The sequence below is a fragment of the Streptomyces sp. NPDC050546 genome, assembly GCF_044457425.1.
Classification (GTDB): domain Bacteria; phylum Actinomycetota; class Actinomycetes; order Streptomycetales; family Streptomycetaceae; genus Streptomyces.
In genome coordinates this window covers 298,646-320,638 of sequence record NZ_JBITGX010000010.1, presented here as the reverse complement: position 1 = coordinate 320,638, position 21,993 = coordinate 298,646, and the positions used below count along the sequence as shown (strand labels likewise).

Sequence of the window (21,993 nt, the reverse complement as noted above, 5' to 3'; positions counted from 1 at the left end):
GACCAGTCCGCGGCCGGGCGACGCGGTGGTTCACAACGCCGACAGTTCCTCCGCGAGCACGCGGAGCGTCGCCGTGGGGAACATACCGCCGGACAGGGCGGCCAGGGAGATCAGGGACGTCGAGCCGATCGTCTGGAGGAGTTCGGTGTCCACCAGAGTGGGGGCGTGCGTGCGCAGGACCTCGACGGCCTTGGGGTCGGAGACGAGCGCCGTGATCGGAGTGCGCAGGGAGAAGCGGCCGGCGGGGAAGTCCTCGGGGCGGGGGAGCGGTTCGGCGGCCTGTTCGGCCTGGTGGCGCTGCTCGCGCACCAGCAGGTGCGAGTCCGTCACCGGTCCGTCGGCGGGCAGGCCCAGGCGCTCGTACTGGCTCGGCGGGGCGTCACCCGCCCGCATGAGGTCGACGAGCAGGTTCGCCATGCGCAGCTCCACCTCGTCGTCGACGATCGGCGTGCGCTGTTCCGGGTCGGTCCGCAGGTCGTAGAGGAGTGTGCCGAAGCGGTACGGGTTGAAGAAGGTCCGCCCGGTCGTCCGGATCGTGCGGACGCCCTTCGTGAAGGCGAACGGCTCGGCCAGTTGGAGGCCGGACAGCTCCTCGGCGGTGAAGCGCCCCCGCATGTGCGTCGGCATCAATGTGTGCTCGAACAGGGGGGAGTTGTCGGCGGAGACCGGCGCGCGCATGTACACGTACCGGCCGTCGGTGACGTTGACATGCCCGCCGTGGATGCCGAACAGCCCCGCCTCACGCACCGGTTCGTCGGAGGCGACCGGCAGCGGGACACCCTGCATGTCGGCCGGCCTCTCCACGCCGAAGAACTCCAGCAGCGTGGGGGCCAGATCGATGGTCTGGACGAGAGCCTCGCGGCGCTCTCCGGCGACGCCGGCCCGTGGATCCCAGACGAACAGCGGGAGATGGACCAGCTCGTCGTACCAGGGCTGTACCGACTTGCCCCACCAGTCCTTCTCGCCGAGCAGCAGGCCGTGGTCGGTGTTGACGATCAGCAGCGTGTCCCGCCACATGCCGTGTTCGTCCATCATGTCGAGGACGCGGCCGAGGGACTTGTCGCACATGGACAGCAGGGCGGCGTACTCGCGGCGGGCGTGCTGGACCTGTGCGTCGGTCTCGGTGACCTGCCGGTAGTCGGGCCAGTCGAAGTGCGGGCCGTCGTAGTCCTCCGGGTAGAGGTCCTTGTACCGCTCGTGGCTGAAGAACGGCTCGTGCGGGTCGAAGGTCTCGATCTGCACGAACCAGCGGTCCTGGTCGTGGTTGGTGCGGATGAAGTCCAGGCCCGCGTCGAAGGTGAGGGTCTGGGGGTGACGGTCCTCGGTCCGCATGTACAGCCGGTTGACCCAGTCCTGCCGGTAGCCCTCCAGCCGCAGCTCCTTGACGTCCTGCTCGGGCATGGGCGGGTCGGCGACGTGCCCCTTCCACGGGTCGCCCTCCTGGCCGCGGAAGAACTCCCAGGTGGTGTACCGGCCGTGGTAGGTCGCCCCGCCGTCCTCCCAGTAGTGGGGGTGGTCGCTGGCCAGGTGGGTGTGCACCCCGGCGCGCTTGAGCAGTTCGGGCATCGAGTCGTCGAACGGTTCCAGCGGGCCCCAGCTGCGGTGCAGGAAGTTGTGACGCCCGGTGTGGAGCTCGCGGCGGGCCGGCATGCAGGGCATGGATCCCGCGTAGCAGTGGTCGAACGTGGCGGTCCGCTCGGCAAGTCGCGCGAAGTTGGGGGCGTGCGTCCAGTCACAGCCGTAGGGCGGCAGCATGTGCCGGTTGAGGCTGTCGAACATCACCATGATGGCTTTCATGCCGTGGTGCTCCTTCGGCTGTCGGGCACGTGTGTTCAGGCGTCTCGCGCGCAGCGGAACCCGGTGTGGCCGCTGGCTCCGTCGGGTGTGTTGGCGGTACGGGCGGCTACGCGGTACCGGTTGCAGTACGACCTGTGGCACAGGTGGGAGCCGCCGCGGATCACCTTCTCCTGGCCGGTGGCGGGACCCTTCGGGTCGGTCGCGGTACCGGCCGTGTGGTCCACGGACCACCAGTCGGCGCACCATTCCCAGACGTTGCCCGAGGTGTTGTGGAGGCCGAATCCGTTGGGCTCGAAGGCGTCGACCGGTGCTGTGGCCCGGTAGCCGTCCGCAGCGGTGTTCTTGGCGGGGAAGGTGCCGCGCCAGATGTTGCAGCGGTACGTGCCGGCCGGGTCGAGCTCGTCGCCCCAGGGGTAGCGCTGCTGCTCCAGTCCGCCGCGGGCCGCGTACTCCCACTCGGCCTCGGTGGGCAGCCGCTTGCCCGCCCAGGCGCAGTAGGCGGCGGCGTCGTTCCAGGAGATGTGCACCACCGGGTGGTTCTCGCGGCCGTCCAGTGTGCTGCCCGGGCCCTCGGGCTGGTCCCAGCGGGCCGCGGTGACACCGCACCACCAGGGCGTGCGAGCCGGGCGAGGCGCCCCGCGCCGCAGTGCGCCGGGCAGGAAGCCCGCGAAGACATAGGACCAGCCGATGCGCTCGGCCTCGGTGAGGTACCCCGTGGCGTCGGCGAACTCCGCGAACTTCTCGTTGCTGACCGCGTGAGCGTCGATGTGGAAGGCGCTCAGACGCACCGTCCGCACCGGCCCTTCGCCGTCCGCCGGGAAGCCCTCGGCGTCGTCGGCGCCCATGAGGAAGTCGCTGCCGGGGAGCCGCACCATGCCGTCCAGGGAGCCAGGGCGCTCCGCGCGCCGCACGGCCGTCGGGGCAGCGGATGTTCCACTGCCCCGTGGGGCACAGCAGGTGGGGCGTGCGACGTGGCTGGTCTCCATGGGTGCCGGGCTCCTGGTCGGGCGGGGCGTGAGAGCTGCGGCAACTCTAACCGTTAATTTTTTAGAGCGATAGATTTTTGGGGTTCGTGCTCCGGATCGCCCTTGGCGGTCACACGTGACCTCGGCCGCTTCCCGGACCCCAGGAGTGTGGCGGCGACGGAGGCGCAGGCGACCGCCGCGATACCGAGCCACTGCGGCCAGGCAAGCATCTGCCCCAGGATGAGCAGGCCGAACAGGGCGCCGGCCGCGGGCTCCAGGCTCGTCAGCACGCCGAACACGCGCGGCGGGATGCGGCGCAGTGCCTCCAGGTTGCACGAGTACGGAAGCACGCTGGAGGCCACCGCCACCACTGCCGCGACCCAGAGAACATGGGGGTCCAGGAGGGCGCTACCTCCCTGTGCGATGCCGTAGGGCGCGCTCAACAGTGCGGCCCACAGGATCGCCAACGCGAGGCCCTGACCGCCGCTGAGGGTGCGGGCCATGCGCGCGGAGACGAGGATGTAGCCGGCCCAGCAGCACGCCGCCGCCGCGGCCAGAGCGAGCCCCGCCGGGTCGAGAGGGACGCCGCCCCCGCCCAGCAGGAGAACTCCACCGGCGGCCAGGCATGCCGGGAGCAGGTCGGCCGCCCGGCGGGAACCGGCCAGGGCGATGGCGAACGGGCCGAGGAACTCGATCGTGGCCACGGCCCCCAGCGGGATGTACTTCACGGCCTCGTAGAACGCGAGATGGTGCCCCGCCAGCAGTGCTCCGGCGCCGACCACGGTCACCCGGGCGTCCTTGACCGAGGTCAGCGACCGCCGCCGCGGGCGCCACAGCAGGCAGAGCAGCACCCCCGCGACGAGCAGTCGGAGGAACACCACGCCTGCCGCGCCCACCTGCGGATACACCTGCGGCGAGAAGGCCGCACCGAACTGGATTCCGCACACACCGCCCAGCACGAGCCCAGGAGCGGGTATGCGCCCGACGGTTGCGGCCAGCCCGCGTGTCGCCCTGCTGTCATGCATGTCTGCTTCGGGTTCCTGTCGTACGGGATGCCGGCGCGGGACGGCGTGTCGGGTTTCGCCGGCCCTCACCCGTGCTGCTCTGCGGTCTTCCGGGTGCGGCGGTGCTCAGTCGGCCACCCGCAGCAGCAACTTGCCCGTCGACGTACGCCCGCCCATCAGCCGATGGGCCTCGGCCGCGTCCGCAAGGGGGAACTCCGCGGTGACCGGCAGGCTCACGGTGCCGTCGGAAACCTTGCGGAAGGCTCGCTCGGCAAGCGCTCGCAGCTCCTCGGGTGCCGACTGCGCGAGAGCCAGGACGGAGAAGCCCCCGACTGAGCGGCCCCGGGCGTACAGGTCGCGTTGCCCGACCTGCCACGGCTCTTCACCGCTCGCGTTGCCGAAGGACACCAGGCGTCCGAAGGTGGCCAGCACGCCGAGGCCGCGGCGCAGCGTGTCGCCGCCGACCGGGTCGAGGACCAGGTCGACGCCCCTGCCGCCGGTGGCGCGACGGACGTCCTCGTCGAAGGAGCCGGCGGTGAACACCTCGTCGTAGCCGTGCTTCAGGGCGTGCCCGGCCTTGGCCGTCGAGGAGACCACGCCGTACACCGCGCCGGCGCCGGCCGCCCGGGCCAGTTGCCCGGCCACCGTGCCGATGCCTCCGGCGGCACCCTGCACCAGCACGGACTCGCCGGCCCTCAGCCGACCCACCTCGTGCAACAGGGCGTGCGCGGTCGGCACCACCGTGGGCAACGTGGCCCCGGTGCGCAGGTCGACGCCCTCGGGAAGCGGGAAGACGGTCGCGGACTCGGCGAGAACCACCTCGGCGTAGGCGCCGCCGACGAGTGCGGCGACCTCCTGGCCCGCGCTCAGCCCTTCGACCCCTTGGCCGACGGCCCGGATCCGTCCGGACACCTCAAGGCCCGGGCGGAAGGGCAGCGAGCCCACCCGGTAGCCCTCGGCTCGCGCCTTGAGGTCGGCGAAGTTCACACCGACGTACGCGGCCTCGATGGTCACCTGGCCCGGACCCGGTTCGGGGGCCTCGGCCTGCACGATCTTCAGCACCTCGGGGGCGCCGTACTCCTGGAACTCGACTGCACGCATGAGAGGACGCACCCTTCGAGACAGTGTTCAACGAAAAGCGAACACTGGGACTGTAAGATACTCATCGAACACTGGGCAACCGGCCGAGACGCTCCGCGGAGCGTGCCCCGGCGGTGTGCGGGACGGGGAGAGGTGTATGTCGAACCAGGCTGCGGGCGGCAGTCACCGTGCGGCGCCGGTGCACACGGATCCCGCGGATGTGTCCGTTCTAGCCGCCCTGTCCGCGGTCGCCGACCCGGTGCGCATCCAGCTGATCCGCGAGCTCGCGGGCTCTCCCGACTGGACGCGCAGCTGTGGGAGCTTCGACGTGTCCGTCGGTAAAGCCGCCAAGAGTCATCACTTCGCGGTCCTGCGCGCCGCCGGGCTGGTCGAGCAGCGTGACGAAGGCCCCAGGCGGGTCAACCGGCTGCGCCGCGAGGAGTTCGACGCGCGCTTTCCCGGGCTGCTCCAGCTGATTCTCCGGGACGACGTCACCGGCTGACGTTCCCGGCCCGGACCCTTTCCCGCGGCTCGGCCGTCGCTCCGTTCGCAGCCCGTCCCGCCTTCATCGAGCGGGGCCCTGGATCTCCGGTGTCTCCGGTCGGTCCGGCCTGCGCCGGATCACCTCTGGCCGCTAAATTTTTAGGGTGATAGATTTTCGGCACTGGCACCCATCGCGGTCGCTCTCGGCGATGCCGTCGGGGCAGCGCATCGCGCCCGGTGCGGCGGCGAGCCGACAACTCATGGAGTCCACATGATCCGCACGTCCTTCAACGACGGCTGGCAGGTCCGGCCCAAGGTCAACCCCTTCGCCGAACTGTCCGGTCAGGTGGTCCCCTTCCGGCCGGTGACGCTGCCGCACGACGCCCTGATCGAGCAGCAGCGGATCGCTCCGGACGGCGACGTCACGATGGAGAACGCCGCGGGCGCCTACTTCCCCGGCGGAGTCTTCGAGTACCGCAAGAGCTTCTCGGTCCCCGAGGAGTACCGGGGCAAGCGCATCTTCGTCGAGTTCGAAGGCGTGTACCGCGACGCGACCGTCTACATCAACGGCGACTACGCGGGCCAACGGCCCTACGGATACTCGCACTTCCGCATCGACGCCGACCGCTACCTGCGCTTCGGCGAGGGCGAGCGGAACGAGATCCGGGTCGAGGCCCGCACCCACCGGGACTCCCGCTGGTACACGGGGGCGGGGATCTACCGCGACACCTGGCTGCTCGTCGGCGACGTGGTCCGTATCGTGCCCGACGGCGTCCGGGTCACCACCCCCGACATCGACGGTGCGCGAGCCGTGGTCGAGGTCGCGACGGACGTGGCCAACGACTCGATCGAGGTCCGCACCATCCCCGTGGTCACGGAGATACGGGACCCCGCCGGTACCGTCGTCGCCACCGGCACATCGCCGGTCACGGTGCTGCCCAGGGAGTCGGTGACGGTCCGGCAGCGCCTGTACGTACCCTCCCCGGCCCTGTGGAGCCCCGAGGCACCGAGCCTCTACGACTGTCACGTGTCCCTGGGGGACCTGGACGCGGAGAAGGTCACCTTCGGTGTCCGCTCACTGCGCCTGGACCCCGAGCACGGTCTGCGCCTGAACGGCGAGACGGTCAAGCTCCGCGGCTCCTGCGTCCATCATGACAACGGGGTGCTCGGCGCGGCGACCTACGCCCGGGCCGAGGAGCGCCGGGTCGAGATCCTCAAGGACGCCGGCTTCAACGCGATCCGCAGCTCCCACCAGCCGTTGAGCAAGGCGATGCTGGACGCCTGCGACCGCGTCGGCATGCTCGTGGTGGACGAGGCCTTCGACGTGTGGACCTCCGGCAAGAGCGAGTTCGACTACAGCCTGAGCTTCCCCGAGTGGTGGGAACGCGACATCGAGGCGATGGTCGCCAAGGACCTCAACCACCCCAGCGTCATCATGTACTCGATCGGCAACGAGATACCCGAGACGGGCTCGCCCTTCGGCGCAGTGTGGGGACGCAGGCTCGCCGAGAAAATCCGGTCCCTGGACCCGACCCGCTACGTCACCAACGCCGTCAACGGCATGCTCGCGGTCATGTCCGAGCTGGGCGCGATGCGAGAGCAGTGGATGAAGCAGGCGGCCGAGGACGGCGCCGGCATCAACACCCTCATGGCAGACGCCGGGGACGCCATGAACACGATCAGCTCCTCCGAGCTGGTCACCGAGCGCACGGCCGAGTCCTTCGCCGTCCTGGACGTGGCCGGCATGAACTACGCAGAGGCGCGCTACCCCCTCGACCGGGACCTGTTCCCCAACCGCGTCATCCTGGGCACCGAGACCTTCCCCACCCACATCCACGGAAACTGGCGGCTGGTCGAACGGTACGGCCACGTCATCGGCGACTTCACCTGGACCGGCTGGGACTACCTGGGCGAGGCCGGCATCGGCAGACCCCAGTACCTCGCCGAGGACGGCTTCCTCCAGGCGCACAACGCGCCGTACCCGTACCTGGTGGCGGGGTGCGGCGACATCGACATCACCGGGCACCGACGCCCCGCCTCCTACTACCGGGAGATCGTCTTCGGCCTGCGGACCGAGCCGTACATCGCGGTCCGCAGACCCGAGCACCACGGAAAGACCTGGACGGGGTCACCGTGGGCCTGGAGCGACAGCCTCGCCGGCTGGACCTGGCCCGGGTTCGAGGGCGAGCCGATCACCGTCGAGGTCTACAGCGACGCCGACGAGGTCGAACTCATCGGCAACGGGAACTCGTTCGGGCGGCGGCCGACGGGCGCGGAGCACGCCTTCCGCACCGAGTTCGAGATCGTCTACGTGCCTGGGGAACTGGTCGCCGTCGCCTACCGGGCCGGCGTCGAATCCGGCCGCACCAGCCTGCGGTGGGCCAACGGTCCGCTGCGGCTGACCGTCGAAGCCGACCGCCAGGTCATCGGCGCGACGGGCGGCGATCTGGCGTACGTCAACCTGACCCTGACCGACGCACAGGGCACCTGCCACCCCGCCGCCGACCGTCCGCTGAGCGTCGAGGTCTCCGGAGCGGGCGAACTGATCGGGTTCGGCAGCGCCGACCCGTCGACCGAGGAGCGGTTCGACGCGGCGGAGCGCCGCACGTACGAGGGCCGCGCGCTGGCCGTCCTCCGCCCCACGGGCGTCGGCAAGATCCGCCTCACCGCGACCGCGCCGGGATGCGACCCGGTGGACGTCGTCGTCACGGCCGAATAGCCACCGCAGAGCCCCACCACCAGGAGACACGGTGACCAAGATCGACCGCGAGTCCCTCGTCCGCCGCCACACCATCGAGATCAGCCGGCCCGACCCCTCCCACGTCCTGACCGTCGGCAACGGCGACTTCGCCTACACCGCCGACATCACCGGCATGCAGACCTTCGTCGAGTACCACGACCAGTCCACGGCCTTCGCCGAGCAGCGGCTCGCCGTCACCAACGCGACCCTGTCGAACTGGGGCTGGCACTCGATGCCCAACCCCGACGGGTTCGTCCTCGACGACGCCATGTCGACGTACCGGACCGCACGCGGACCGGTGCGGTACCCGGACAAGTTCGACACCGCCTCGATGATGGGCGGCGAACTCGCCGAGGAGCTCCGCGCCGGGGCCTGGCTCCACATGAACCCGCACCGGATCGACCTCGGCCGTGTCGGGCTGCGACTGCGGACCGCCCCGGGCGCCGAGCCGGAGAGCGACCCCGGTGCGCTCACCAACTCCCGCCAGCGGCTCGACCTGTGGTCGGGCACGCTCACCAGCCGCTTCGAGTACGCCGGTCAGGAGGTCAGGGTCACCACGGTCGCCGACCCGCGGCACGCCCGGGTCGCCTTCCGGATCGAGTCGGAGCTGCTGAGCAGCGGCCTGGCCGGGGTCGTTCTGCGGTTCCCCTACGCGAGTGACGGCTTCTTCCAGACCTCCGACTGGGCCTCGCCGGACCGGCACGAGTCGACACTCGAACTGCCGGGGGAACGGGCCGCTCGCATTCGGCGGGTGCTCGACGACACGTCGTACGAGGTGCGGCTGGACTGGACCGAGGGCGCGCTGTCCGTGGCGCGGGAGCCGCACGCGTTCGAGCTGACCGGGTCGGCGACCACGCTGGAACTCGTGGTCGGCTTCTCTCCCGACGGGGAGTCGTCCGGCGAGACCTTCGCTTCGGTCTCCGGCGCGGCCGCGGCCTGGTGGCGCGACTTCTGGATGTCCGGTGCGGCCGTCGACTTCGCGGGGAGCACCGACCCTCGGGCGGCCGAGCTCGAGCGCCGCGTCGTGCTGTCGCAGTACGTGACCGCCGTGAACAGCTCCGGCTCGCTCCCGCCCCAGGAGTCGGGACTCGTCGCCAACTCCTGGTTCGGCAAGTTCCACCTGGAGATGCACTGGTGGCACGCGGCCCACTTCGCTGCGTGGGGACGCCCCGAACTGCTCGCCCGCAGCATGGACTGGTACCTGTCCATCCTCGACATGGCGCGCGAGACCGCCCGGCGGCAGAGCTACGAGGGAGCCCGCTGGCCCAAGCAGGTCGGCCCCGACGGCCGGGAGAGCCCTTCGGACATCGGCTCACTGCTCGTCTGGCAGCAGCCCCATCCCCTCCACCTTCTCGAACTGCTCCACCGCAGCCTGCCGGAGGACCGTCGGCCGGACCTGGTCACCCGCTTCGCCGAACTCGTCGAGGAGACGGCCCGGTTCATGGCCTCCTTCGTCGAGGAGCGCTCGGGCAGCTACCACCTGCCCGCCCCGGTGATGCCCGCGCAGGAGTTCTACGACGCGCAGGCCACCGAGGACCCCACCTTCGAACTCGCCTACTGGTGGTACGGGCTGGAGATCGCCCAGACCTGGCGCGAACGCCTCGGCCGGGAACGCGACAAGCGGTGGCAGCACATCCAGGACAACCTGGTCGCGCCGCACCAGCGGGACGGTATCTACTCCGCTGTGGCGACCGAGCCCTACCTGCGCCGTGACGACCACCCCTCGCTGCTGTGCGCGCTCGGGTTCCTCCCCGCGGGCCCGCTCGTCGACGCCGGCGTGATGGAGGCGACCCTGCTGGACGTCCTCGGCGACTGGCAGTGGGACTCCGCCTGGGGCTGGGACTTCCCCGTCATGGCGATGACCGCCACCCGGGTCGGCCGCCCCGACCTGGCGGTGGACGCCCTGCTGATGGACACCCCGAAGAACGCCTACTTGGCGGTGGGCCACAACCCGCAGTTCGGCAGCCTCCTGCCGCTCTACAACTCCGCCAACGGCGGCCTGCTCGCGGCCGTGTCCCTCATGGCGGCCGGCTGGGACTCCGCCGGCACCGACTGCCCCGGCTTCCCACGCGACGGCAGCTGGCAGGTCCACCACGAGGGCTTCACCGTCTGGCCCTGACGGCCCTACCGGCCCTGACGGCCCCGACGAACTCACTGATGAAGGAAACCTGACATGGCCACTGGTGCATGGACCCCTGAAGACATCCGGCGTCTGGTCTCCCGGCTCACCTTGGAACAGAAGGTCGCCCAGCTCGCCGGCCTGAGTGCCGCCGACCTGTTCACCCAGGAACCGTCCGACGGCGGCGGCCCCACGGTCGACGCGCGACGTGTCGCGGACCTGCGCCCGCACGGTGTGGGACACCTGTCCCTGGCCTGGTTCCTGGGCCACGACGCCGACAGCATGCGGGGGCTGCTCGCGCAGATCCAGTTCGTCGTCCGCGAGGTCTCACCCTTCGGCATCGGCGCGCTGGTCCACAACGAGGGCATCAACGGCTTTCTGCACGCCTCCGGTTCGCAGTTCCCCACGGCGTGGGGGCAGGCGGCGACCTGGGATCCCGAGCTGGTCCGGCAGGCCGCCACGGTGACATCGGCGCACATGCTCGACGCCGGGATCCAGCTGATGTTCTCCCCGGTGATGGACATCAACCGCGACCCGCGCTGGGGCCGTGTCCACGAGACGTACGGCGAGGACCCGGAGCTGGCCGCGCAGTTGTCCGTCGCGTTCGTGCGGGGCGCGCAGTCCGAGCCCGGTGTCCTCGCGACCGGCAAGCACTTCCTGGGCTACGGCTCCTCCGAGGGCGCGCTGAACCAGGCGGTCACCCAGCTGGGACGGCGCGCGCTGGTGGACGAGTACGCCGAGCCGTTCCGCCGCGCGATCGCGGAGGCGGGCCTGTCGTCGGTGATGAACTCGTACAACGAGATCGACGGTGTGCCCGCCGCCGCGAACAGGTGGCTGCTCACCGACTTCCTGCGGGACACCCTCGGTTTCGACGGCCTCGTGGTCGGCGACTACGACGCGGTGAACCTGCTGCGCACCCACCACCGCACCGCCCGCACGGAGGGCGAGGCGGCGGTGCAGGCACTGTCGGCCGGCCTGGACGTCGAACTGCCGAACAACGTCAACTACGTGTGCCTGGCCGACGAGGTGACCGCCGGACGACTGGACGAGAAGGTCGTCGACCTGGCCGTGGCCCGTGTCCTGACCATCAAGGCCAGGGTCGGGCTCATCCCCGACTTCGGGCCGGCTGCCGCGCCGGCAGTACGTCCGGATCGCGAGAAGGCCGCCGAGGTCCGACGCGCCCTCGCGACACGCGGCACGGTTCTCCTCCAGAACGACGGCGTCCTGCCGCTGACCCCGGGGGAGCGCCGCATCGTGGTCGTGGGGCCCGCCGCCGACGAACTGCGCATCCACTTCGGCGCCTACACCTCCGTATCCAACGCCGAGATGCCGCTCGGCATGATGGCGGTCATGGAGGGCAAGGTGCCCGGCGTCGACCCGGCGACGTTCAACTTCACGGACATCTTCCAGACCCGTATTCCCGGCATGGACCCGACCTTCGAGGGCGTGGCCCGCGGCCTCCACCCCGAGGCCCCGACCGTGCTGGACGCCGTACGGGAGCTGGACGCGAAGGCAGAGTTCGTGTCGCTGGGCCGGTTCGAGGACGACGGCTCCCTGAACGCGGGAGTCGTGGCGGCCGCGGTGGCCGACGCCGACGTGGTTCTCGCGGTCCTGGGCGAACGCACCGGCTGGGTCGGCAACAACACCGCGGGCGAGGGCCAGTCGACGGCCTCGCCGTCCCTGCCCGGCGACCAGGAGGAACTCCTGGAGCATCTGGCCGCCACCGGCAAGCCACTGGTGACCGTGGTCGTCTCCGGCCGGCCACTGCTCCTGGAGAAGGCGGCGCAGGCATCCGACGCAGTCCTGCTCGCACCCCTGCTCGGCGAGGAGGCGGGCACCACCATCGCGCACACCCTGTTCGGCCGGATCAACCCCAGCGGCAAGCTGCCCAGCACCTTCCCGCGCCATCCGGGCCAGATCCCGCTCTACCACGGCCACCACCACGGCAGCGGCTACGAGCACCCGACCGGCACCCGCCACGGCTACGGCGACCTCGCCACCCAGGGACCGCTCTACGCCTTCGGCCACGGGCTGTCGTACACGACCTTCGACGTCGCGCTCGACGAGAGCGACGACCGCCCTTCGGCCGAACTGGCCGACGGTGTGATCCGGGCCCGGCTCACGGTGGCGAACACCGGCGCCGTCGACGGCGAGACGGTCGTACAGCTGTACGTGCGCGACGAGTTCGCCACCGTCGTCCGCCCGGTACGGCAGCTGATCGCCTTCGCCCGCGTCGGCCTCGCCGCGGGGGAGACCCGGGGCCTCACCCTCGAAGCTCCCGTCGAGCGGCTCCACTACACCCTGACCGACGGGCGCCGCGGCATCGAGCCGGGCGACGTCACCGTACTGGCCGGACTCGCCGCCGACGCACTCCCCTGCGCCGCGACGGTCACGGTCGGCTGAATCGGCCGGCGGCCCCCGGTGCCCTGACACACCGGCGGCCGGCCGGCCGAGGGGCGGGGGGGGGGGGGGGGGCCCCCCCCCCCCGGCCGCGGCCCCCCCCCCCCCCCCCCCCCCCCCCCCCCCCCCCCCCCCCCCCCCCCCCCCCCCCCCCCCCCCCCCCCCGCGCCCCCCCCCCCCCCCCCCCCGCGCCCTGAAGGCAACCGTCCCGGCGCATCCGCACAGGCCACACCCGGCTTGTCCCCACACGAGGTGAAGTACGGTCTGACGAGTGACGAACCAGCGAAAGCCACGAGGCCCGTACCGCAAGAGCGCGGAGCGACGGGAGCAGATTCTCCAGGCCGCCTACGAGGCCATCGACGAGTACGGGGAGAGAGCCTCTCTTCAGGACATCGCCGACCGGGTCGGGGTGACGCAGCCGGCGCTGACGTACTACTTCCCCACCCGTGACGAACTGCTGCTCGCGGTCCTGGAGCGGCGGGACGTGATGGGCAAGGCGTCCGCCGGTGCCGCCGCGGCGGAGCACCGGAACATGATCGACGGCATGGTCGCGAGCACCCGCCACACCACCGACCACCCCGGTCTGGCCAAGCTGTACGTCACGCTCTCCGCGGCGGCCACCGACCCGGAGAGCCCCGCGCACAGCTACTTCACCGAGCGCTACCGGGGGCTCGCGACCGAGGTCACGCGGGACTTCGAGGAAGAGCAGCGAGCCGGCGGGATCCGGGCCGACGAACCGGCCGAGCACCTCGCCAGGGCGCTGCTCGCCGTGCTGGACGGTCTGCAGATCCAGTGGATGCACGACCCCACCGTGGACATCGCGGCGATCGCCGAGACGTTCACGCGACTGCTGGCGCCCTCGCCTGCTTCCGGAGCGGACAACGAGTCGGCCGACTGACCATGCCCGACGCGGTGTCCGGTGGTGGTCTCAGGCAGACTCCGGCTGCCTCAAATTTTTACAATGATAGATTTTAGGGACTCGACCACCCGGGAGCATCCATGCCACTCGATCCCTTCCTCGCCGCGAAGTCGCACCTCCTCGACGGCCTCAGCTGGGAGGACGCCCAGGCGGATCCGGAGGCCATGGCCCGGTTCATGGAGTACTTCCGCGACCCCGGCGAGTGGGTCATGCCGGACGTCTCCGTCGAGGACCGCACCGTCCCGGGCCCCCACGGGGACGTTCCCGTCCGGGTCTACGCCCCGCGTGAGGAGCCCCGTCGCGCCCTGCTGTGGCTGCACGGCGGCGGGTTCATGGGCGGCGACCTCGACATGCCGGAAGCGCATGCCGTGTCCGCCGAACTCTCAGCCCGAGCACAGGCGTTGGTGGTCTCCGTCGGCTACCGGCTGGCCGTGGACGGCACGCGCTACCCGGTTCCCGTCGACGACGCGCACGCAGCCTGGCTCTGGCTCGCCGAGAACGCCAGGCCCGAGACCGGTCCCGTCGGGCTGGGCGGTGCGAGCGCGGGCGCGGCCATCGCCCTGTCCACGGCGATCCGGCTCCGCGACCAGGACGGACCTCGCCCGGACGCCCTGCTGCTCGCCTATCCCTTCGCCCACTTCCCGAACCCGGCCCTGGACGACGAGACGTCGGCCGGGATGCGGGAACTGCCGACGCTCCTGCGGTTCAGCAACGCGTCGATCGAGTACATGGTGCGCAACTACGTGGGCCGTCTGACCGGCCTCCCCGCGGAAGCGATGCCCGGGGCGGCGAACCTCGACGGCCTTCCCGCGACCGGCATCGTCCTTTCCGAGTACGACGACCTCCGCCCCTCCGGCGACCTGCTCGCCCGGCAGCTGGAGGAATCCGGTGTCCCGGTCCGGACGTACCTCTCGGCGGGAATGCCCCACGGACACCTGAACCGGGGCCCGTCACTCGAGGAGGTCGACCGCTCGCTCGACTTCTTCGCGGCCGTGCTCCGCGGTTGATGCCGCGCGGTGGGGAGTCGCGGCGTCATCCTCGGCCGCCGGAACCTCACTGGAGCCCGGCGGCCTGCCGAAGCGTCGCCCGGCCTTCAGGGCTGGGCAGCCCCTCCGCCAGCATGGCCACCACACTCACGTGCTCCGCGAACACGGCCCGGCACGCTTCACGCTCAGGGTGATCGCTGTCGCTGCCGAACCAGCACACCATGGCCTCGTTGCCGGCGTCGATCGACTCGGAGAACCGGGCGATCGAAACCAGAAGATCCAGCAGACCTGACCGCAGAGGGACCTGCGGGTCACTCGCCAGGCGGAAGAGGAACGGCAGCACCGCCGGCATGGCCGCGTTCATCTCGTTGATGCCGAGAACGGAGTTGGTGAGCACTCGCTTGGCCTCGGCCGCGGCGGCCTGATCAAGAAGAGCTTGCAGCAGCACCGGGATCGCGGCAGGGCATTCCGGGAATTCGGACCAGCGGACATCTTCACACCCTTGGAGGGCGGGATGGCCACGGCTCGCGTCGACCGCCCGCGGGTACTCGTGGAGGAATCGAGCGATCGCCGCCTCCTTGGCGGCCAGATCCATCCTGCACACGAGTCGGTCCCCCCGGTCCTGACGCCATGAGCTGCGAGCTCAAGTCACCCCGAACTCTCGCGCGACTGGAAACCCCCGCGCAAGACATGACTCCGAGCCGATGGTGCTTGACTCTCCACATGCCTGTGGGCCGGCAGCCGAATGGCGTCTTCACCGAACCCTGCGACCACGGGCTCGGACGTCGCCGGCCGGCTCCGGAAGGAAACCGGAGCCAACCGTGGAGCAGGAGCAGGAGCAGGAGCAGGAGCAGGAGCAGGAGCAGGGTCAGACCGCCTGGCCCACCTCGGCCTCGTCGAGGCGTTTGGACTTGGGGATGAGGGTGACGAGCGCAGTCGCCACGGCGACCACACCGGCGAAGAGCAGGAGTCCGTTGGTGTAGCTGTCGTCGACGTAGAAGGCGGTGCCTTTCATCACCTTGCTGTCCTGGGCGACGACCGCGAACGCCACCTGGGTGAGCACGGCCTGGAGGACGCCCTGCATCATGCTCTGGGCGCCGTTGCCCAGTGCCTGCTCCTCCGGTTTCACCGACTCGATGACCATGATGGGGACCAGGGCGACGACCATGCCCATCCCGATGCCGCTGAGCAAGCCGATCGTCATGAACTGGGCGACGGTGTGGTGGAACTGGGACATGAGGGCGACGCCGACGGCCACGCACGTGCCGCCGATGCCGAGCAGCACCCGTGAGTCGACGCGCCGGGCCAGGATGCCGGTCGCCACCGAGACCGCGAGGAGGAGAACGCTGTTCGGCGCGCTGACCCAGGCGTTCTTCGTGGCGGTCCAGCCCAGGCCGTCGGACAGGCCGGGGATGTCCGGCATGAGGACGAGCAGGTTGAGCACGGTGCCCTGGGCGAAGACCGCCGCCATGATGAGGGCCGTGACCAGGAACGTCGACCAGACGCGGCGACGCCCGAGCAGGGTGATGGGGAACATCGGGTGGGCCACCTTGCGCTCGACCAGGACGAAGGCGATCACGGCCACTACGCCGCCCCCGATGAAGGCCAGTGTGTCGCCGCTGGTCCAGCCCCACTGCCCGCCCTTGCCCACGCCATAGAGGATGGACGCCATCCCGCCGCCCAGCAGGACTCCGCCGACCCAGTCGGTGGGGGTGCGGGCTTCGCGGACCGGGCTCCCGGGCACGAGGAACAGCACGGCGGCCAGGCTGATCGCGGTGGCGATCACCATGAACCACAGCACGCCGCGGTACCCGAAGTCGTCGAGGATCCAGCCGGACAGGAACGGTCCGCCGAGCGCCAGCACGCCCATGCCGCCGCCGAGGAGACCACTCGCCGGACCGACGAGACGAGGCGGGAAGACGTCCCGGGCCAGCGCGAAGACCAGAGCGATCGACGGTCCGTAGAAGCCCGCGACGGCGCGTCCGACGAGCAGCGTCTCGTAGTTGGTGGCGAGGGCGGCGACCAGATCACCGACCAGGCCGAGCGTGGTGATGACCAGCAGCAGCCGCTTTTTGCCGTAGATCCCGGCGGCCTTCACGATGAACGGCGTCGCGAAGACACCGATGAGCGAGCCGATCTGGGTGAACCAGGCGATCTCCGTGGTGCGGAAGTGGATCGCGATCTGGGACTGGGCGTTCGAACCCATCAGTCCGATGAGGCCGTTCAGCTGGGACGCCCACAGCAGCGCGACCAGGATCAGTGCGAACCGCGCACCGAAGCCCGACCTGCCGGCGCCCTCTTCCTTGTGCGGTGACTCGACGTTGAGTGTCATGCGGCACCCCGGCCCTTCCGTACGGGTGGAGCCCTTGTGCTCCCAGCGCGCAGGCTAGCTCCTAAAATTTTTGAGTGATAGATTTTCGACGCGGAAATGTTTCTGTGACCTTGAGGGGACCCCGCCCATGCAGCAGCCCGACCCTGCCTCCCTCCCCCTGGAAGTGAAGGCGTCCCTGCTCTCCGGCGGCAATTTCTGGTCCACGGAGCCACTCGACGAGGCGGGTGTGCCCGCGGTGGTGCTGACGGACGGTCCGCACGGGATCCGGCGCCAGTCGGCCGACGCCGACCATCCGGGCTTTCACGCGAGTGAGCCGGCCACCTGCTTTCCCCCGGCCGTCGCGGTCGGATCGAGCTGGGACGCCGAGCTGGCCGCCCGCGTGGGCGAGGCGGTGGGCCGGGAGGCCCGGGCGCTGGGCGTCGGAGTCGTCCTGGGCCCCGGCGTGAACATCAAGCGGTCCCCGCTGTGCGGGCGCAACTTCGAGTACTACTCCGAGGACCCGCTCGTGTCCGGTGTGCTGGGCGCGGCGTTCGTGCGTGGTGTGCAGTCGGCGGGGGTGGGCGCGGCCGTCAAGCATTTCGCGGCCAACAACCAGGAGACCGACCGGATGCGCGTCAGCGCCGAGGTCGACGAACGGACTCTTCGCGAGATCTATCTCGCCGCCTTCGAACGCGTTGTCACCGAGGCATGCCCGGCCGCCGTCATGGCCGCCTACAACCGGATCAACGGGGTTCCGGCCTCGGAGAACCGCTGGCTGCTCACCGATGTCCTGCGCACGGAGTGGGGATTCGGTGGCGCGGTCGTCTCCGACTGGGGTGCCGTCGGTGACCGGGTGGCCGCGCTGGCATCCGGCCTCGATCTGCAGATGCCCGGCCCGGACGACACCCACGACGCGGCGATCGTACGGGCAGTGCGCGAAGGCGTCCTGGACGAGACACTGGTCGACGCGAGCGCACGGCGCGTTGCCGCTCTGGCGGCGCTCTCCGTCGCGTCGGAATCCGATGCGCACGTGGCCGCCGAGCATCACGCCCTGGCCCGTGAGGTGGCCGCGGAGTGCGTGGTCCTGCTGAAGAACGAGAAGTACACCCTGCCGCTCGCTGAGGGCGTACGCCTCGCCGTCATCGGTGAGTTCGCCGCCCGGCCGCAGTTCCAGGGCGGCGGCAGCTCGCTCGTCAACGCCACCCGTGTCGACACCCCGCTGGAGGCGATCCGGGCCCTGGGGCACCCCGTCACATACGCCCCCGGCTTCACCACGGGCGGGCAGGAGGACGCCGAGGGCCTGCGTGAGGAAGCGGTGCGGTCCGCCTGCGGGGCCGAGGTCGCCGTGGTGTTCCTCGGTCTGCGCGGGGAGAGCGAGGGCTCCGACCGTCAGCACCTCGATCTGCCCGCGGACCAGGTGGATCTGGTTCGGGCCGTGGCGACCGTCGCTCCCCGCACGGTGGTCGTGCTCTCGGCCGGCGGTGTGGTGACCCTGGAGGGCTGGCACGACGACGTCGACGCGATCGTGGCCGGCGGGCTCCTCGGCCAGGCCGGCGGCGGCGCCCTCGCGGACGTGCTGTCCGGCGCCGTGAACCCCTCCGGTCATCTGGCGGAGAGCGTCCCACTGCGCCTGGAGGACAACCCCAGCTTCCTCACCTTCCCCGGCGAGGCGGGCCAAGTCCGCTACGGCGAGGGCGTGATGGTCGGCTATCGCCACTACGAGACCGTCGGACGCGCCGTGCGCTACCCCTTCGGACACGGCCTGACCTACACCACGTTCGGCACCGACGAGTTGTCGGTCGACGTCACCGGCGACGACACCGCCATCGTCCGGGTGTGCGTGACCAACACGGGCGAACGGGAAGGCAAGCACGTCGTCCAGGTCTATGTCGCCACCACCGCAGGCCCGGTCCGCCGCCCCGTGCGCGAGCTGCGCGCCTTCAGCAAGGTCTCCCTACGGCCCGGGGAGTCCCGAACCGTCGAACTCCCGCTGGATCGGCGAGCGTTCGCCTACTACGACATCGAAGCCGGCCGTGGCTGGACGGTCGCCCCTGGTGCGTACGGCATCCAGATCGGCGAGAGCGCCGCCCATGTCGTCGCCGAACGGACCATCACCCTCGCCGGGGACACCGACGCGGTCGCGCTCTCCCTCGACTCTGCCATCGGCGACTGGTTCGCCCACCCGGTCGCGGGCCCGCTGCTCAAGGAAGCCCTCATGGCCGGGGCCACCGAGGAACAGCGGCGACAGGCGGAGGCGAACGGCGACCTCATGGAGATGGTCCCCTCCATACCTGCCCGGCAGTACCTGCACTTCCCCGGAGTCCCCGTGACCACCGATGACCTGACCACGATCCTGGAGGCGACTCGATGAGCCGTAGGTCCGACCTGAGCCCCGACTTCCTGTGGGGAGCCTCCACCTCACCGCACCAGATCGAGGGCAACAACCTCAACAGCGACTGGTGGCGTATGGAGCACCAGAGCCAGGGCCGACTGGAACTCAGCCGCGACGCCTGCGACAGCTACCACCGCTACGGCGAGGACATGCGGCTGCTGGCCGACGCCGGCCTGAACGCCTACCGGTTCGGCGTGGAGCGGGCTCGGATCGAGCCGGAACCCGGCGAGTTCTCCAGGGCCGAACTGGCCCACTACCGCCGCATGATCGAGACGGCGCGCGACCTGGGTCTCGAACCGGTCGTCACCCTGCACCACTTCACCAGCCCCCGCTGGTTCGTAGAGGAGGGCGGCTGGACGGGCCCGACGGCCGTCGACAGGTTCTCCCGGTACGTGGAACGTGTCTGCGGGATCCTCGACGGCGTCAACTGGGTCGTGACCATCAACGAGCCGAACATGCTAGCCCTGATGAGCGGCATGGTGGCAGCCGTGGCCTCAGGCGCCGACATCACCCTCGCCGCGGGAACCCGGATGCCCACGCCCAGCCAGGAGATCGGCGAGGCCCTCGTGCGGGCGCACCGAGCAGCCGTATCCGTCGTACACGAGCACACCTCGGCGAGGGTCGGCTGGTCCGTGGCACAGCAGTGTCTCGTCCCCGCCCCCGGCGCCGAGGATCTGCACGCCGAACTGAAGTGGGCGTGGGAGGACCTCTACCACCACGGGGCCCGCGGTGACGACTTCCTGGGGGTGCAGTCGTACACCAGCCAGACCGTCGACGCGGAAGGCGTCGTGCCGCACCCCGACCACCCGGACAACACGCTGACGGGCTGGGCGTACCGGCCGGACGCGCTCGGCATGGCGCTGCGTGACGCCTGGAAGGCCACCGAGGGGACGATCCCGCTGCTCGTCACCGAGAACGGCATCGCCACGGCCGACGACACGCGCCGCATCGCCTACACCGGTGAAGCGCTGGGACATCTGCACGACGCGGTCGCCGACGGCATCGACGTGCGCGGGTACCTGCACTGGTCGGCGCTGGACAACTTCGAATGGGGCCACTGGGCGCCCACGTTCGGGCTGATCGCGGTCGACCGCGAGACGTTCGCGCGCACACCCAAGCCGAGTCTGGCCTGGCTCGGCGAGGTGGCCCGCGAGGGCGGTGCCCTGGACGCGGGGTAGTCCGCCAACACCGTCCGGACTGGGCGGGATCACCTCATCCGGCCCGGCCCCGACGCGTCATACCGGGGTAGTGGTGGCCGGGGCGGGCTCCGGAGCATACGAGAAGCGGGTGAGGCGGGCGTCCGCGCCGAGCGCCTCGACGCCGATCACCCGGCCGGTGAAGCCCCCGGCGACCTCCGTGGAGACGTAGCGTCCGTCGACCGTCGCCAGCGTGTGGAACTCGCCGTCCGCCATGTACCCGAGGTGGATCTCGTCCGGCCCCTTGGAGAAGCTGTACTGCTCCGTGTTGGCCACCGCCCGGAGAGCGAGGGGGTGCTCCGGCGCGATCCCGTCGGCGGTGGCGAGTACCTGGTCGAGCGGGCCGACGACCGCGCGGGCCGACAGCGTGCCGTCCCGGCGTTCCACCCCGGCCCAGTGCGCGTCGTCGATCCGTACGGCCAGGGCCGCGTCGCCCCGCGGCAGGGTCGCGGTCGCCGTCCAGGAGGCATCACGTGCCCGGACGGACAGCAGGCGTTCGGCGTCCCGTGCCCCGGGTGCCCGGCCGGCCAGCAGGCGCAGACCCTCACCCGGTTCGGGGACGGCGAAGGAGCGCGGGTCGGTGCCCGGCGCGATCCAGCGCGGGTGCAGGTCCGGGGTGCCGAAGTCGTCGGTGAAGGCGGTGCGCGCCTCCGGGACGGCGAACCGGTCCTCGACGATCACCGGCCAGTCGTCCACCCAGTCCACGCCGGTCAGGAAGGTCTCGCGCCCGTTGACATGGGACTCGGGGAACGAACCACGCGGACGCACGCCCAGATGCACCATCGCCCAGGAACCGTCCGGCAGTTCGACCAGATCGCCGTGGCCGGTGTTCTGCACGGGGTGCGTGGTGCTGCGGTGCGAGAGGACCGGGTTCCCCGGGTGAGGCTCCCAGGGGCCGGAGGGGGAGTCCGACCGGGCGACGCAGACGGCGTGCCCCGGTCCTGTGCCGCCCTCGGCCACCACGAGGTACCACAGGCCGCCACGCCGGACCAGGTGCGGGCTCTCGGTGTGGGCCAGACCGGTGCCGGTCCAGATGATCCGCGGCTCCGAGAGCACCTTGCCCGAGACGGGGTCCACGGTGGTCTGGGCGATGCCTTGCGGGACCGACCACGTGAGGTGGCAGGTGCCGTCCTCGTCCCAGGCCAGGTCCGGGTCGATGCCGATCGCCCCGGTCGTGTGGACGGGGTCGCTCCAGTCGCCTGCGGGGTCGCTCGCGCGGACGATGAGGTGCCCCTTCATCACGTCGTCCCGGTTCGTCGTCACCATCCAGAACTCGCCGTCGTTGTGGCGGACGGTGGGCGCGTAGACACCGGCGCTGGCGCCCTCCCGGCCCCGGCGGACCCGCAACTGGCCGGGCCTGTCCAGCACGTTGCCGACCTGCTCCCAGCGCACGAGGTCGCGGCTGTGGAAGAGGGGTACACCGGGGAAGTACTCGAAGCTGGAGGTCACCAGGTAGTAGTCCTCGCCCGCCCGGCAGATCGAGGGGTCCGGATAGAAGCCCGGGATGATCGGGTTGACGTTCAGGGGCTTGCGCGAGTCGTTCGTGTCCATGAAGCCGCATGCTAGCCGCTAATTTGGTTAATCAATAGATTTTAGCCGGA

Annotated in this window: 15 protein-coding genes; 8 read left to right on the top strand and 7 right to left on the bottom strand. The window is 70.7% G+C overall.

Features of this window, described 5'->3' with window-relative positions:
* Positions 1-30 precede the first annotated feature (30 nt).
* The 4 genes from ACIBK5_RS25975 to ACIBK5_RS25960 all read right to left on the bottom strand — a co-directional run bounded on the left by ACIBK5_RS25975 (position 31) and on the right by ACIBK5_RS25960 (position 4,867).
* Positions 31-1,797 carry a sulfatase gene (locus ACIBK5_RS25975; protein ID WP_399022943.1) on the bottom strand — a complete coding sequence of 589 codons (1,767 nt, stop codon included), beginning with the start codon at positions 1,795-1,797 and terminating at the stop codon, positions 31-33.
* A 35-nt stretch (positions 1,798-1,832) separates the two neighbouring features.
* Positions 1,833-2,783, bottom strand: a complete 951-nt coding sequence (locus ACIBK5_RS25970) for a formylglycine-generating enzyme family protein (RefSeq protein ID WP_399022941.1) — start codon at positions 2,781-2,783, stop codon at positions 1,833-1,835.
* Between the two features lie 53 nt (positions 2,784-2,836).
* Positions 2,837-3,787, bottom strand: a complete 951-nt coding sequence (locus ACIBK5_RS25965) for an EamA family transporter (protein ID WP_399022939.1) — start codon at positions 3,785-3,787, stop codon at positions 2,837-2,839.
* A gap of 105 nt (positions 3,788-3,892) precedes the next feature.
* Positions 3,893-4,867, bottom strand: coding sequence for a zinc-binding alcohol dehydrogenase family protein (locus tag ACIBK5_RS25960; protein ID WP_399022938.1), 975 nt, complete (start codon positions 4,865-4,867; stop codon positions 3,893-3,895).
* A gap of 136 nt (positions 4,868-5,003) precedes the next feature.
* Here ACIBK5_RS25960 and ACIBK5_RS25955 point away from each other — a divergent pair, with 136 nt between their 5' ends.
* From ACIBK5_RS25955 to ACIBK5_RS25930, 6 genes are all read left to right on the top strand, one after another.
* On the top strand, positions 5,004-5,348 hold the full coding sequence (locus ACIBK5_RS25955) for an ArsR/SmtB family transcription factor (protein ID WP_399022936.1): 345 nt from the start codon (positions 5,004-5,006) through the stop codon (positions 5,346-5,348).
* A 252-nt stretch (positions 5,349-5,600) separates the two neighbouring features.
* The gene (locus ACIBK5_RS25950; RefSeq protein ID WP_399022934.1) at positions 5,601-8,048 is read left to right on the top strand and encodes a glycoside hydrolase family 2 TIM barrel-domain containing protein; all 2,448 of its coding nucleotides are present in this window, start codon (positions 5,601-5,603) and stop codon (positions 8,046-8,048) included.
* Positions 8,049-8,079: 31 nt separating this feature from the next.
* Complete coding sequence (locus tag ACIBK5_RS25945; RefSeq protein ID WP_399022932.1) at positions 8,080-10,188, top strand: hypothetical protein; 2,109 nt, start codon at positions 8,080-8,082, stop codon at positions 10,186-10,188.
* Between the two features lie 54 nt (positions 10,189-10,242).
* Complete coding sequence (locus ACIBK5_RS25940; protein WP_399022930.1) at positions 10,243-12,591, top strand: glycoside hydrolase family 3 N-terminal domain-containing protein; 2,349 nt, start codon at positions 10,243-10,245, stop codon at positions 12,589-12,591.
* Between the two features lie 268 nt (positions 12,592-12,859).
* The gene (locus ACIBK5_RS25935) at positions 12,860-13,486 is read left to right on the top strand and encodes a TetR/AcrR family transcriptional regulator (protein ID WP_399022928.1); all 627 of its coding nucleotides are present in this window, start codon (positions 12,860-12,862) and stop codon (positions 13,484-13,486) included.
* A gap of 101 nt (positions 13,487-13,587) precedes the next feature.
* Positions 13,588-14,514 (top strand): alpha/beta hydrolase fold domain-containing protein, encoded by a 927-nt coding sequence (locus tag ACIBK5_RS25930; RefSeq protein ID WP_399022926.1) that lies wholly within the window; start codon positions 13,588-13,590, stop codon positions 14,512-14,514.
* A gap of 46 nt (positions 14,515-14,560) precedes the next feature.
* Here the strand turns inward: ACIBK5_RS25930 and ACIBK5_RS25925 are convergent, their stop codons facing one another.
* Both ACIBK5_RS25925 and ACIBK5_RS25920 read right to left on the bottom strand, forming a co-directional pair.
* Positions 14,561-15,088 (bottom strand): hypothetical protein, encoded by a 528-nt coding sequence (locus ACIBK5_RS25925; protein ID WP_399022924.1) that lies wholly within the window; start codon positions 15,086-15,088, stop codon positions 14,561-14,563.
* Between the two features lie 273 nt (positions 15,089-15,361).
* Positions 15,362-16,825: an MFS transporter gene (locus ACIBK5_RS25920; protein WP_399022922.1), complete on the bottom strand. Its 1,464-nt coding sequence runs from the start codon at positions 16,823-16,825 to the stop codon at positions 15,362-15,364.
* Positions 16,826-16,952: 127 nt separating this feature from the next.
* On the opposite strand from ACIBK5_RS25920, the gene ACIBK5_RS25915 reads away from it, so the two are divergent.
* Entirely contained in the window at positions 16,953-19,175 is a 2,223-nt protein-coding gene (locus ACIBK5_RS25915; RefSeq protein ID WP_399022920.1) for a glycoside hydrolase family 3 C-terminal domain-containing protein, read from the top strand.
* Positions 19,172-20,374 carry a glycoside hydrolase family 1 protein gene (locus ACIBK5_RS25910; RefSeq protein ID WP_399022918.1) on the top strand — a complete coding sequence of 401 codons (1,203 nt, stop codon included), beginning with the start codon at positions 19,172-19,174 and terminating at the stop codon, positions 20,372-20,374. Before ACIBK5_RS25915 ends, ACIBK5_RS25910 begins: the two co-directional genes overlap by 4 nt.
* A gap of 57 nt (positions 20,375-20,431) precedes the next feature.
* Here ACIBK5_RS25910 and ACIBK5_RS25905 read toward each other — a convergent pair whose 3' ends face one another.
* Positions 20,432-21,943: a family 43 glycosylhydrolase gene (locus ACIBK5_RS25905; RefSeq protein WP_399022916.1), complete on the bottom strand. Its 1,512-nt coding sequence runs from the start codon at positions 21,941-21,943 to the stop codon at positions 20,432-20,434.
* Positions 21,944-21,993: the final 50 nt, after the last annotated feature.

What these genes read in the sequence shown, in the direction of transcription:
- ACIBK5_RS25915 (WP_399022920.1), top strand. Translation starts at nt 16,953, where the DNA reads ATGCAGCAGCCCGACCCTGCCTCCCTCCCCCTGGAAGTGAAGGCGTCC.
- ACIBK5_RS25925 (WP_399022924.1), bottom strand. Translation starts at nt 15,088, where the DNA reads ATGGATCTGGCCGCCAAGGAGGCGGCGATCGCTCGATTCCTCCACGAG.
- ACIBK5_RS25965 (WP_399022939.1), bottom strand. Translation starts at nt 3,787, where the DNA reads ATGCATGACAGCAGGGCGACACGCGGGCTGGCCGCAACCGTCGGGCGC.
- ACIBK5_RS25970 (WP_399022941.1), bottom strand. Translation starts at nt 2,783, where the DNA reads ATGGAGACCAGCCACGTCGCACGCCCCACCTGCTGTGCCCCACGGGGC.
- ACIBK5_RS25940 (WP_399022930.1), top strand. Translation starts at nt 10,243, where the DNA reads ATGGCCACTGGTGCATGGACCCCTGAAGACATCCGGCGTCTGGTCTCC.
- ACIBK5_RS25930 (WP_399022926.1), top strand. Translation starts at nt 13,588, where the DNA reads ATGCCACTCGATCCCTTCCTCGCCGCGAAGTCGCACCTCCTCGACGGC.
- ACIBK5_RS25955 (WP_399022936.1), top strand. Translation starts at nt 5,004, where the DNA reads ATGTCGAACCAGGCTGCGGGCGGCAGTCACCGTGCGGCGCCGGTGCAC.
- ACIBK5_RS25920 (WP_399022922.1), bottom strand. Translation starts at nt 16,825, where the DNA reads ATGACACTCAACGTCGAGTCACCGCACAAGGAAGAGGGCGCCGGCAGG.
- ACIBK5_RS25960 (WP_399022938.1), bottom strand. Translation starts at nt 4,867, where the DNA reads ATGCGTGCAGTCGAGTTCCAGGAGTACGGCGCCCCCGAGGTGCTGAAG.
- ACIBK5_RS25950 (WP_399022934.1), top strand. Translation starts at nt 5,601, where the DNA reads ATGATCCGCACGTCCTTCAACGACGGCTGGCAGGTCCGGCCCAAGGTC.
- ACIBK5_RS25975 (WP_399022943.1), bottom strand. Translation starts at nt 1,797, where the DNA reads ATGAAAGCCATCATGGTGATGTTCGACAGCCTCAACCGGCACATGCTG.
- ACIBK5_RS25905 (WP_399022916.1), bottom strand. Translation starts at nt 21,943, where the DNA reads ATGGACACGAACGACTCGCGCAAGCCCCTGAACGTCAACCCGATCATC.
- ACIBK5_RS25910 (WP_399022918.1), top strand. Translation starts at nt 19,172, where the DNA reads ATGAGCCGTAGGTCCGACCTGAGCCCCGACTTCCTGTGGGGAGCCTCC.